This is a genomic window from Sedimentibacter sp. zth1 (genome assembly GCF_017352195.1).
In the GTDB taxonomy this organism is placed as follows: Bacteria; Bacillota; Clostridia; order Tissierellales; family Sedimentibacteraceae; genus UBA1535.
Genome location: NZ_CP071445.1, coordinates 3,076,548 through 3,090,304, shown reverse-complemented (window position 1 = coordinate 3,090,304; position 13,757 = coordinate 3,076,548). Strand labels below are relative to the sequence as shown.

Annotated in this window: 12 protein-coding genes; 1 reads left to right on the top strand and 11 read right to left on the bottom strand. The window is 29.2% G+C overall.

The window, feature by feature from the left end; genetic code table 11:
- Position 1 precedes the first annotated feature (1 nt).
- From JYG23_RS14565 to JYG23_RS14520, 10 genes are all read right to left on the bottom strand, one after another.
- The gene (locus tag JYG23_RS14565; RefSeq protein ID WP_242631593.1) at positions 2–1,642 is read right to left on the bottom strand and encodes an ABC transporter substrate-binding protein; all 1,641 of its coding nucleotides are present in this window, start codon (positions 1,640–1,642) and stop codon (positions 2–4) included.
- Positions 1,643–1,706: 64 nt separating this feature from the next.
- Entirely contained in the window at positions 1,707–2,675 is a 969-nt protein-coding gene (locus tag JYG23_RS14560; RefSeq protein WP_207236400.1) for an ABC transporter ATP-binding protein, read from the bottom strand.
- A gap of 4 nt (positions 2,676–2,679) precedes the next feature.
- Positions 2,680–3,672, bottom strand: coding sequence for an ABC transporter ATP-binding protein (locus tag JYG23_RS14555; protein ID WP_207236399.1), 993 nt, complete (start codon positions 3,670–3,672; stop codon positions 2,680–2,682).
- 23 nt (positions 3,673–3,695) lie between these two features.
- Complete coding sequence (locus JYG23_RS14550; RefSeq protein ID WP_207236398.1) at positions 3,696–4,514, bottom strand: ABC transporter permease; 819 nt, start codon at positions 4,512–4,514, stop codon at positions 3,696–3,698.
- A 1-nt stretch (position 4,515) separates the two neighbouring features.
- Entirely contained in the window at positions 4,516–5,463 is a 948-nt protein-coding gene (locus JYG23_RS14545; RefSeq protein ID WP_207236397.1) for an ABC transporter permease, read from the bottom strand.
- A gap of 251 nt (positions 5,464–5,714) precedes the next feature.
- Positions 5,715–6,467, bottom strand: a complete 753-nt coding sequence (locus JYG23_RS14540; RefSeq protein ID WP_207236396.1) for an FtsK/SpoIIIE domain-containing protein — start codon at positions 6,465–6,467, stop codon at positions 5,715–5,717.
- A gap of 118 nt (positions 6,468–6,585) precedes the next feature.
- Entirely contained in the window at positions 6,586–7,407 is an 822-nt protein-coding gene (locus JYG23_RS14535; protein ID WP_207236395.1) for a metal ABC transporter permease, read from the bottom strand.
- Complete coding sequence (locus JYG23_RS14530) at positions 7,388–8,173, bottom strand: metal ABC transporter ATP-binding protein (protein WP_207236394.1); 786 nt, start codon at positions 8,171–8,173, stop codon at positions 7,388–7,390. The genes JYG23_RS14535 and JYG23_RS14530 overlap by 20 nt, the downstream gene beginning before the upstream one ends.
- Positions 8,173–9,051, bottom strand: a complete 879-nt coding sequence (locus JYG23_RS14525; protein ID WP_207236393.1) for a metal ABC transporter solute-binding protein, Zn/Mn family — start codon at positions 9,049–9,051, stop codon at positions 8,173–8,175. Before JYG23_RS14525 ends, JYG23_RS14530 begins: the two co-directional genes overlap by 1 nt.
- 126 nt (positions 9,052–9,177) lie before the next feature.
- Complete coding sequence (locus JYG23_RS14520; protein ID WP_207236392.1) at positions 9,178–9,606, bottom strand: Fur family transcriptional regulator; 429 nt, start codon at positions 9,604–9,606, stop codon at positions 9,178–9,180.
- Positions 9,607–9,926: 320 nt separating this feature from the next.
- Between JYG23_RS14520 and JYG23_RS14515 the strand changes: the two genes are divergently transcribed.
- The gene (locus tag JYG23_RS14515) at positions 9,927–11,006 is read left to right on the top strand and encodes a hypothetical protein (protein WP_207236391.1); all 1,080 of its coding nucleotides are present in this window, start codon (positions 9,927–9,929) and stop codon (positions 11,004–11,006) included.
- A 55-nt stretch (positions 11,007–11,061) separates the two neighbouring features.
- Here JYG23_RS14515 and JYG23_RS14510 read toward each other — a convergent pair whose 3' ends face one another.
- Entirely contained in the window at positions 11,062–13,680 is a 2,619-nt protein-coding gene (locus tag JYG23_RS14510) for a S8 family serine peptidase (RefSeq protein WP_207236390.1), read from the bottom strand.
- Positions 13,681–13,757 lie beyond the last annotated feature (77 nt).

The following is a 13,757-nucleotide window of genomic DNA, read 5'->3' as shown; positions in this document are numbered from 1 at the left end:
CTTATTTAGATACCCAAACATTCCAAAAATATGGTTGTCCATATCCAGCATAACCTTTTAAACTGTCATTAATACCATATACTCTTTTGTCATTGAACACTTTTATGTAAGGTACACTTTTCCAAAATTCATCATAGAATTCTTTTACTATTTCATATCTTTTATCGTAGTCCATTTCACAAACCATTCTATCAAATATCTCATCCATTTTCTTTGAATCAGCATCATTCCAGTTTGTAATCCATCCATTTGTACCTGTCCAAGGTTCAAAAACTTGTGGATCTGGATTCATATCGCTCCAACGAGAAATATTTATATCCCATTTTCCAGCTTTTAAATAATCAAAATAAGTAGATTTATCATAAAGTTCAACTTCAACATTTAATCCTATTTCTTTTAGTTGGCTTTGCAACACTAATGCACCACTGCTTGTAAACAAATCTGCTTTAGTACCTAGAATAATAATTGGTTCTCCATTGTAGTTTGAATTTTTTACATAATCCTTAGCTTTTTCTATATCCTGATTGTTATATATTCCATCTCCAGCTGTTTCGTCATACCAAATAGTCCCTTTTTTGAACCATGAACCATCTTCAACACTCCAAAGTTTACTATCACCAACTTGTGCTGTTGCCATTTCTGTTGGATTTATTGCATAAGCAACTGCTCTTCTCAAATTCACATCTTCAAATGGTTCTTTTCCGCAGTTAAAAGCCACAATACCCATTGTTCCGAAGTTACAAACAGTTGGAGATACTTTTGGAAATTGTACAAGTTCATCATATCTATCATTTGAGACTTCATCAACAAAAGAAAATTGTTCACTTTCTAATCCAGCAACTCTTACACTTTCTTCTGGCACAAATTCTATTGTTACCTTATCTAAATAAGCAACTCTCTTACCAGCTAAGCCTGATGAAGTAGAATCTACTGGTGAGTATTCTTCATACTTTTTCAAAACTACTTTTTGACCCATAGCTATTTCGTCAAAATAGAAAGGACCTGTTCCAATATGTTCTGTAATTATTGACGAACCAAATTTATCAATTATTTCTTTTTTCTTCACTAGCATCTTTTGACGAGATACTGGTGATGCTAAAATATTGATAAATGGAGCATATACCTTTGAAAATTTAACACTTATTTCATAATCATTGATTATATCTACAGAAATTAAATCTTTTGCTATAGCAATTCCAGCTGGATTAACCTCAAACCATCTATCCATAGATGCCTTTACATCTTCTGCTTTCAATTCATCTCCATCTTGAAATTTAACACCTTTTCTTAAAACAATATCATATGTTTTTCCATCATCAACCACTGTATATGACTCTGCCAATTGTGGAACTGCTTCATTATTTGCATTAAACTCGAATAATCCCTCATATACATGATTTGTAACCGCTGTTACTACCCAATCTGATGAAGAATGGTCAGGGTCAAAATTTTCTGGAGCTGATTGGAATGCTACAGTTATTTCTCCACCATATACCGGTTCATCACTTGCGTTATTATCAACATTAGAATCAACATTTTTATCTGTATCATCAACTTTTGACCCGCAACCTGTTAAAGATGTCATAGCAAATGATAATACCATTGCCAAAACAATTGCTTTTTTTAAAATACTACTTTTCATTTTTCCTCCATGATGTTTTAATTTAATTATCAATATATATATTTGTTGATTAATTAATACTGTTCTACTTAAAACTTGAATATTGTCTACATGAAACATAATGAGTGTCACTAACCTTATATAAATTATTATTAAGATTCAAACATTCTTCAGTTGCATATGCGCAATTATTTATGTATTTACAGCAATTAATATCATCGCTAAATCTATCATTATTATATTCAATTACATTCTCGTTCTCATTGTAAATATCATTGTTAGGCTTTATATTCAATGCAGAATTCAATAGTAAACGTGTATAAGGGTGCAACGGTGTTTCAAATATTTCTTGTGTTTTTCCTATCTCAACAATCTGTCCAAAATACATAACAGCTATCCTGTCACTCATATGTTTGACTACTGACAGGTTATGAGATATAAAAATATATGAAAATTGAAATTCCTTTTGTATGTTTTTAAGTAAATTTAGCATTTGTGCTTGTACCAATAAATCTAATGCTGAAACTGGTTCATCACAAACTACTAAATCTGGTTTAGTAGCTATCGCTCTCGCAATACCAATTCTTTGACGTTGACCACCAGAAAATTCATGTGGGTATTTTTTTAAATCATTTATTTCCAATCCTACACTTTGAATTAACCTTTCACACTCTTGTTTTACTGCTAACTTATCTAGTTTTTTATTTATCTTTACGGGCTCAGCAATAAGTTTTCCTACTGTCATACGTGGATTTAAAGATGCATATGGATCTTGGAAAACTATTTGCATTGACGGTCTAATTTTTCTAAAATCCTTTTTAGACATATTAACTATATTTTTTCCCTTGAAATAAATTTTTCCTGAATCTGAATCAATTAATCTTAAAATCAGTCTCCCTGTTGTTGATTTACCGCATCCCGATTCTCCAACAATAGCAAAAGTTTCACCTTTGTACACTTCAAAACTGATATTGTCTACCGCTTTAACAGAGCGTCCATTTGATGTAAACTTCTTGGATATATTTTTAACCTCTAGTAAATATCTACTTTCCATTAGATTAGTTTTCCTCCGTTAGACTATACTTGCTATCATACTTCCAACATTTTATTAATCCGTTACTTGTTGATTTTTTTGTGAGTGGAGGTCTTTGTTTTAGACATATATCCTTGCAATATTCACAACGTGCTGAAAACTTACAACCAACAATTTTTTCCTCTGGTCTTGGTACTGAACCATTTACAACTGATAAATACTCGCAATCACTTGATAATTCGGTTGCTGCACTTAAAAGCTTTTGAGTATATGGATGTAAAGGATTATTAATAATATTGTCTACTGTATCATTTTCAACTATCTCACCTGAATACATAACTATTATCTGCTCAGACAATTTAGATATAACCCCTAAATCGTGTGATATCAGCAACAATGACATTCCTCTATCTTTAATTAATTTCTTTAATATTTGCAAGATTTGTGCTTGTATAGTTACATCTAGTGCAGTAGTCGGCTCATCTGCAATTAGCAGCTTAGGTGTGCATGATATTGCAATAGCAATCATAACACGTTGACGCATACCACCTGAAAACTGGAATGGGTAACATTTTAATACACCTTCCGGATTATTTATTCCAACTGTATTAAGCAACTCTATGCTTCTTTTCCTAGCTTCTTTTTTTGACAATTTTAAATGTATTCTAAGTGGTTCTATAATTTGTCTGCCTATTGTAAACAAAGGATTTAGGGCTGTCATTGGTTCTTGAAATATCATTCCAATTTCATTACCGCATATATCCCTTAATTTTTCTTTATTCATAGTTGCTAAATTTGCATTTTCAAAAATTATTTCACCTTTTGTTATGGATAATTTATTTCTAAGCAACCCCAAAATACTTAGGGCTGTTATACTTTTTCCACATCCAGACTCACCAACTATTCCCAAGGTCTGCCCATATTTTAATTTTAAAGATATATCATCAACTATTGTAATATTTTCATGCTTTTCTTTAGCTTCAATAGTCATATTATTAATTTGTAATAAATCTTCCATCTTTACCTCTCTAATATTTATTATTAGTGCTTGGGATCAAAAAAATCTCTAAGTCCATCTCCAATTATATTAAGTGCTAATACTATCCACGAGATTGTTAACCCTGGAAATACTATAATCCAAGGCGCAATCATCATATAATTTCTGCCGTCATTAACCATGCCACCTAAACTTGGAAGTGGCACCTGAATTCCTACTCCCAAAAAACTTAAAATCGATTCATTTAATATGGCCATAGCAAATGTAAAAGTCGTTTGCACTATAATCGGAGAAATAATATTGGGTAGTATACATTTAAAAATAATATACAAATCATTTTTTCCTATTGAAATAGTTGACTTAACATATTCCATTTCTTTTACTTCTAAAACTGCATTTCTCGTTATTCTTGTAATCATTGGGAAATATGATACTGCCAACGCTACTATTATATTTGTTATGCCTGAGCCCAAAACACCTGCCAATGCAATAGCAAATATTATTGTCGGAAATGCCATGATTCCATCTATAAATCTCATAATAATTCCAGATGTTATTGGATAATATGCTGCAACTATACCAGTAAACACACCAATAAATAGGCTTATAAGAGTCACAGCAAAACCAATTATCAAAGATGTTCTTATACCAAACAATGTCCTAGAAAAGACATCTCTACCCAAATCATCAGTTCCCATTAGATGCTCTAATGATGGCGATTGCAATCTATTCAGAGGGTTAACTACGCTTGGATCATATTTTGCTAAAACTGGTACAAATATTGCTAAAAATATAGGAATTATTATCAAAACTATTCCAACTCTAATATAAGGATTCGTAAATTTCAAATACTTTTTCATCATACTATTCACACCTTGTCTTTGGATTTATTAGACCGCAAATTATATCCACAATCATATTCATAATTATAAATATTACTGCAACAAAAAGCAGTGTCCCTTGTATTAGTGGATAATCTCTGCTTAGTATTGCTGTAATAGCAAGATTACCAGTACCAGGTATGTTAAACAATTGTTCAATAACAGCAGCACCACCTAACAAATTTGCAAAGCTAAAACCAACAATCATTACTATAGGTAATAGCGCATTTATGAATGCATGAATGTTAATGACCTGTTTTTCTTTTACTCCTTTGGCACGTGCAGTTCTCAAATAATCCTGTTCTAATACATCTAGCATTGTAGTTCTAGTCATACGAGCTATTTGACCGCTATGCATAATACCTAAAATTATTCCCGGAAGTAACAGTTCATAAAGTGAAGTTAGTAATCCTACATCTGCAATTCTATGATAACCTGAAACAGGGAAAATACTGATTTTTACACATAATAATTGTATTAATATTATTGCAATCCAAAAAGCAGGTAATGAGATTGAAATTAATGATAATACTGAAAAGAATTTATCAAAAAATTTGCCATGCTTTTTAGCTGCCAACAAACCAGTTGGCAAACCAATCAATATGCTAATAACTATAGCAATTAAAGCTAATATCATTGTTGGTTCAATTCTTTTTAATATTATATCAATGATTGGCTCTTTCCAAAAAATTGAAGTACCTAAATCAAAGTGAAATATTTGATTTGTCCATATGAAAAATTGTTGGATTATAGGCTTATCCAAATTCAACTCTTTTTGCATCGATAATATTTGTTCTTGAGGAGCCTTATCACCTAACATAGTTCGTATAGGATCACCTGGCATTAGGTGTATTATAAAAAAAGATAAAACCATTACAAGAATTATAACTGGAATTGACCGAATAATTCTCTTGAATATAAATTTAATCATAAATTTCTCTCCTTATGTAATTTCAAAGCACAAATTAATCCCAACAGTTAATTACAATACCACATCATATTTTAAAATTCCAATTCAATTTTTTTATAGTATTTATATCTATTATAAAAATTATTTTAAATTTAAATTTTTTTCTATAACATTTACATATAATAAAGAAATTTATAACACAAAAAAAGCACTTGTAAATTTTCCAATTTCAAATGCTTACTTAATTCTATTATTTATATTTACTTAAATCATTAATCTTTTAACAATGGTACTATAAATTTAACAGGTATTTGGCTTTGTGCAAATGACTTAACATAACATTCGCCAACATTTTTTAACTCTGTGCTTGAACCAATGCCTGATTTTAGTAACCTACTTGAGAGTGACGTTGAACTTTTGAAGCCTATTCTTAGAGTAAATAAAGACTCCAATTTATCATCTATTCCTTTAAATGATCTAGGTGACATTATAATATTTATACCAGCAGTTCTACCTAACATCAAAATGTACTGCAAATCATCATATACCTGCTCTATGTACTCACCATTTACCTTTTCACTCTCCATGCTAAAATCATCATGAAAAACAAATATTCTTGGCATCATTTCTTCTGGTTCTAATGCTGCCTTAACAGTATTATAATCATAATATGTTGCAGCTCCAACACTTTTAAATTTATCTAGTCTTTTTTCAACTTCTCTTTTAATCTGGCTGTAAAAAATTACAGTATCTCTAAAATCATTTATTTTTTGATATCTGGTAACAAATTTATTATTTTTAAAATACTCTTTACCATCTGCTACATAAATTGATAAATCTTCTTTTGTATGCTTGCTTCGTAAATTTCCTATAATATATTTTATCAAAGTAGTTTTACCAGTACCTGAATTTCCATATATCAGTCCATGCACATCACCATCATTGCTAAACTTAAATGAATTATTTACACCCTCGATTTTCTCACTAATACCAATAATGATATCAATATCTTTTAGTATTTTCACTATTGCCTCCTAAAATATAACTATATATTTATAACAGTTATTAATTGATTTATACCATATATACTTATTCGGCACAAATAAGTATTTATTAATACTTTATTTGATTAGAAATAATTTTTTAAACTTTTTTTATTTTATCGACTAATGTTTTTATAATATAAGTAACTGTATACATACTTACCAACACTATTATTATAGTTGCACCAGATGCTATGTTATTCAAGTACGATATCCATAATCCTATAAAACATACCAATATGCCTATAAGTATTGCATATATCATTCTATTTTTGAAATTGTTCGATAATAGTCCTGCAACAGCTGCCGGAGCTGTTAAAAGTGCAATGACAAGTATTATTCCTGCTACTCTTATTAAGACCACAACTGTTAGAGCCACTAAGACAAGCAATAGATACTCCAAAAAGGTAGTTTTTATTCCTATAATTGTTGCAAATTCTTCATCAAACAAATATGCCTTCCAATCATTATAAAACACTAAAATCAGTGTAGAAACAATAATTGTCATACTTATCATCAATTTCAAATCTAATTTTGTAACTGAAAGTATGTTTCCAAATAAATATGAGTTCATATTTGGTGGATAACCTTTCACTAAACCAATAAAAATTATACCAAGTGCCATGCCTAAGGACCAAAACATTGCTATAATAACATCTGAAGCTGAACCACCTTTTCTATTAACAAACCCTATTCCAAACGCTGCTAATACCGAAAATCCAATAGCACCAATTATCGGTTCAAATCCTAGTAAATATCCTAATCCTACCCCACCATATGCTGTATGAGCAATACCTCCACTCATCATTACAAGTTTTTTTTCAACTATTATAACACCTATCATTCCGCATACTATACTTACCAATAGAGAAGCTATAACTGCATTTTGTAGAAACTGATATTTAAAGATTGCATCTATCATTGTTCATTTCTCCTTCGTGAGATTCAAGAACTCTATGAGGAACGCCATGGGCTATCAAATCAACAGGACAACCATAAAGTTTATTGACAACATTTTGTGTTAATTTCGGTTCACCGTGATATACAATTCCTTTGTTAATGCATGCTATTCTCTTGATTTTAGAAGATATAGCTAGTAAATCATGAGTAACCAAAACTATAGTTATATTTTCGTTTAATTTCTCTAATAGGTTGTAAATTTTTTCTCTTGAACTTGGGTCTACACTAGCCGTTGGTTCATCTAACAATAAAATCTTTGGTTCAACAGCTAAAGCTCTTGCTATCAACATACGTTGAAATTCTCCACCTGAAAGTTGTGATATTTGGCGGTTATAAAGTTTTTCTATACCAACTGTTTTCAATTTGTCCAAAGCCGTATCTTTTTGACTTTTTTTATATCTGTAAAATGGATGTAATCCACCCTTAATCATGCCAGACATAACCACTTCCACGACAGTAATAGGAAATTTTTTATCTATTGCTGAGAACTGTGGTACATAACCAATCATATTCCTATTTCCATTATTTTGTTTGCCATAAATTGAAATATTACCTGAGGATATTGGAATTAAGCCTAATATTGACTTTAATAATGTAGACTTTCCACCGCCATTAGGACCCATTACACCTAAGAATTCACCTTCTAGTACTTCTAAGCAAACTCCTGTTAAAGCTTGTGTTTTTCCATAATCAACATACAAATTTTCTACTTTTATAGCATTTCTCATTATTTCATTGCCTCTGCCATGGTATTCGCCATGCTTTCTAAATTTTCAATATAATTTGGTGATAGTGGCTCTAGCATCATTGTTTTACCATTGATTTCTTCGGCAAATGCTTCAGATTGACTACTATCTATTTCAGCTTGATAAAATATCACTTTTATGTTTTCCTTTTTTGCAAAATCAATCATCTTTTGAAGATGCTGGGGAGTTGCCTCTTTACCTTCTTCTTCTAAGCTGTACATATCCATATTATAGTCATCAGCTAAATAATTAAATGCTGGGTGAAAAACTATAAATTTTCTATTCTTTATATTTTTTAATGTTTCAGAAATATTTTTATCAAGTTTCTCTAACTCTTGTATATATTTTAATGCATTTTCATCATAAAATGATTTATTTTTACTATCTATTTTACCTATTTCTTCAGCTATTGCATTAACCATAACTATAGCTCTTTTGGGAGACATCCATATATGTGGGTCTCTTTCTTCACCGATTTTCAAATCGTTATATACATTAGAAACTTTATCTTCTAGCGATATCACTCGCGTTTTATCAGATACATTTGACAATATATTGTTACTTTCAGTTTGAACACCTATAGTAAAATAAATTGTTGCATCTTCAAATTCAGCTTTTTGCTGTGGTGTTGGTTCATAGTTTTCAGGACTTGCACCTGGCGGTATTATGGTAATTATATTTACCTTATCCTTACAAATTTTCTCTACAAATGTTTTTTCAGGTACTAATGATACTGCAACTGTAATCTTATTTTCAATATTTTCATTTTCTGTATAACTTGAAGTATTACTACAACCAGTAATAACTATAAAACTTAAAAAAAGCATTATGTCTATTAACAAAATCTTTATTTGTTTCATTCTTTCCTCTTTCTTTTCATAACCATATTTATAATAAATAATCTAATTTGCAACTTACTTGCAAATTAGATTTTAGCACTATTTACTCTGTTTGTAAATATATATTTAAAATTTCAAGAATATTACTTAGACATTTTTTCTTTTTTCTCTAAGTTCACATTGTTTGCATTTACCAAAAAGAATTGTGTTTTCAAATTTTATTTTAAAATCATGATTATTTGAAATATGCTGAATCATTTTATCCATATATTCACAATTCAAATGAATTATTTTACCGCACTCACTACATTGTAAATGTAAATGCTCATGGCAAGCTGAATCCGTACCTACATATCTGTAAGTGGCTTTTTTACCCAAATCACCAGTATATTTCATAATGTAATGCTCTTTAAATAATTTGTTTAAATATCTATATATAGTCGTAACATTTACTGAATTTTCTACTGAATCTAAATATTCTTTTATATCATCAACTGTTACTGTGTTTTCTGTATTACTTTTTAAATATTGCAAAATTATCTTTTTAGACTTTGTATTATAACTATTACTTCTCATAAAAACCCCCACTTATAAATTGTTTACTTATAGCTAAACAAATGTTAATATATTATATATTATGTCATTTACATTATTGTAATAACTAAATACATTATATAACACAAAGTTAATTATTCTACAATTATTTTTTAATTAATACATTATTTCTACATTTTATCAAAATTGTGTTATAATAATTATTGTTACACAATTTTCTAATTTATATGTATTTGAATTATCACATTTTCTAAAAAATTTGTTAAAATATTAAGAGATTTTTAATATATTATTATTACAATTTGAAATTATCATTAAAATACAAAAAGGATTTTATTTACATGGAAGATTTAATTTATTATAAAAAATACTTAAAAATACTGATAATAAGCGGTTTAGTTTTGATATTCTTAACTGCTAGCAATGAAATGTTTTATATAACATTTGTCCTAATATTCGCTTTTATGGTTATTAGAACTTTAAGAATTAAAACTAGTGTTTTTTCTAAATTGTATATATTGTTAAACTATTTACTTTTATGTATTGCAGAGCTAGTTTATGTGCGTCAAAATCTAATATTAGATAGCAAAGTATATTTTTATTATCTAAATAAACTTCTATGTACTGTTGCTATTATTTTACCATTCATCATAGAAAAAATATTGACTGTAAAGAAATACATTTATTTTAATCTGCCATCACTTGGCGAGCTTTCTACTGTTAGCTTTAATGAACTAAGACAATATAAAGACAGAATAGCAAGCTCAATTAATAGTATACGTGGAATTAGTGACAAATTATCTATCAGCAATTTCAAAGATATTGTGACAGACTTACCAAGACATAGCTCATTTAAATATATTAGCAATGGTAATTTGACAGATGAATATTTTGATGCTGCTTCTAAAGCACTTGATGACCCTCATTTATATATTATTATATCTAGAACAGGTAGCGCTGCTAGTGAATTCATTTCTGTGTTTACGAGAAAAAGCTTTAACCATTCCTCTATCGCATTTGATAAGGATCTAGAAACCATTGTTAGCTATAATGGCGGAGAGCGTGTTTATCCACCTGGATTAAACTATGAATTAGTTGAACACTTTATAAAAAAAGATGATTCTTCAATATTGATATATAGTATTGATGCAACCAAAGAACAAAAAAAGATTATTCTTAATAAAATAAACGAAATAAATACAGAAGGTAGTGCTTATAATATTTTAGGGCTGTTGTTGAAACAATCATATAAACCAAATATCATGTTCTGTTCACAATTTGTATATAAAATGTTAGAAATAAGCGGTCTTAATTATTTTGATATGGAAAGCAAGCATGTTAGACCTACTGATTTTATTGAAAAAGATTATTATAGAAAAGTAAAGTTTGAATATAGTTTATTCGGTAAAAAATCAAAATAATATAAAAAGTAAATTTCTTAACTCTATAAGAAATTTACTTTTATACTTTTGCTAATTATTTGAATCTTTTTTTGATTTTTATAATGTATATTATCAATATAATAAGTAATATACTAGAAACAATAATTATTAATATACTTACTGTTCTAGATTTTTTTTCACTTAAATCACTAATATTTATAACATTAACTTTATCTAATATTCTATAATCAAGTTCTCCACCCATAACATAAAATTCATTGTCCAGTAAAGTTCCAAATATACCTCTCCTTATACCACAGCAAACTCTATCACTATATTGCATCCATTCATCTTTATCAACATCATAGCTTAGGCCGTTTATATCAACTATATCGCCTTCGGTTAAAATATACATTTTTTCTCCACCGCTAAAAACACAATTTTCATTATGAAGTCCAATGATAGGCAATTTACTACCGTCATAAATGTTTAAACCATCAAAAATATACACTTTATCAGAATAATCAATATCTCCAATTCTACCACCTAAAATAACTAATTTATCTTCTACTTGTGCAGCTATAGCTCCATAAATAGGTGTACCTAATTTTCCACTTACATTCCATGTACTTCTATCCTCCGATAAAGACCATATATTAACTGCTAAATCGTTTCTTCCATAATACTTAGCTTTTGGAATACCACCTATAAAATAAATTGTATCATTGTACGATGAAATAGTCATAAAAGCTCTAGGCTCAGGCGTATCATCAAATAACATTTCACTCCAAGAATTGTTTTCTACTGAGTAATTCAAGAAAATATTTTTATCATGCATATTATCCATAACGACCAAAAGAATACTATCATCAAACGTTGCAACACTCATACCATATGAATAACAACCATTAAATTCTTGACTAGGTAAACTACTCATTGTTTTCCATTTATCCTTTGATGGATCATATCTATAAACTCCTAACGATGGCTTATCTTCATAATCAGCACCACCCATAACATAAATCATACCACCTAGTTCTACAGAAACTGCATCTTTTAATCCTATGGGTAATGGTGCTTTTTCTAACCAATTGACATTTTCACTTATAATTATCATTTTTTGTTCAGATTCAAGACCATTTTTAGTTTTTATATTTATATTGATAAAACCGTCTTCATAGTGTTTATCCATAATAATTATTTTATTTTCACTCCAAGAATTAATTTCTGTCATATTTGAAGCTATAGTTATACTTCCACTGCTATTTCCAAAAAAGAAACCTGAAATTTCAATTTTTCCATCCTTTCGTCTTATATAATCTATCACAGGATAAGGATTGGTCTTTGCTTTATTAATATCAATAACTCCATCTGATACAACTATATTTTTGAAATTTTTATTTACTCCACCAATAACCCTTGCTCGTATTTTTTCAATAGGTTCATCTGGAAATAATTCTCTTAAATATAATGTTTCAGCAACTACGCTCGTAACAGCCTGTGGTGTTCCATTAAGTCTAATATATTTGCCTGATGTTTCTCCTATTCCTAAATTATCAATATACATACTAGCCTCGTCTAATACACCCGTACATATAATTTGAATCTTAGTAACTCCATCTTTTAACTTAAAATATCTATTGTTCCAAAAATTGATATTTTCTAACATAAAAGAACCAGCTGTAGTCCATATATCGTTATCATACATTAGAACATAACATGCCATAAGATTATCAGGCTTAGATTTCACCTTGTAACTCATCCCAAAATAAGTATTGTCTACTTTTTTTTCTAAATCTATAGTTAACATGTTAGTATACGAACTTTCTTCAAGTTTCTCTATATAAAATTCATCTGTTGGAGTAATTTTTATATCCCACCTAAGTGAGTTTTTATCTTCAAATGCTTCTTCCTCTGAAATTCTGATATTATTGCCCCAATTTGGCAACTCTTTATTTTCAAAATCAAAATACTTATAATTACTATTTGCAAAACTGGGTATATAAGCATCTTGATTGTATGCTGCTATCCTATTTGTTCCTAGTGTTGCTACATGAGACGTTAATTTGCCATAATTTGAGAAAGTAGCTAACATATTTTCCTCCGTTGAAGCAGAAACTACAATATTATAAGGCAATTGATATCCAGCTGGAAAACTTTTTTCAACGTCCAAATTTTGAGCTGTATTGCCAGCTGAAGAAATAGATAATATACCCATTTTACCAGCTTCAATAATTATATTTTCAAGCTCTACTGGATTATCTGTTCCACCCCAAGAATTACTTATAGCTACGATATTTACTCCTTGTTTTTTTGCAGCTATCACATACCTATATGCATCTATTGCATTTTTAAACATACCACCACCAGATTCATCCATGTATTTTAGAGCCATAATCTTGACTTTTTGCTTCAATCCATATTTTTCAGCTTCGCTAAGTATCAATGAAGCACAGTGAGTTCCGTGCCCAAGATCGTCATATGGATCATCATCATCATTCATGAAATCATATCCGTGAATACCATCTAGTGTAGTATTGTTTTGCCACATATTATTTTTTAAATCTTCATGATTATAGTCAACTCCAGTATCTATAACTGCAACAACATATTCTTGTATTTCTTTATTATCAACCGAGGCACATGAAATGTTTTTACTAAATATTTCTATAATTATACTAACAACAATATAAAATGAAGCTATTTTTTTCATTGTAAGAACTCCTGTTTATGATTCTCTATTTTACTTATTGTTAGCATATTTTTGGTAATTATTAATATATAAATATA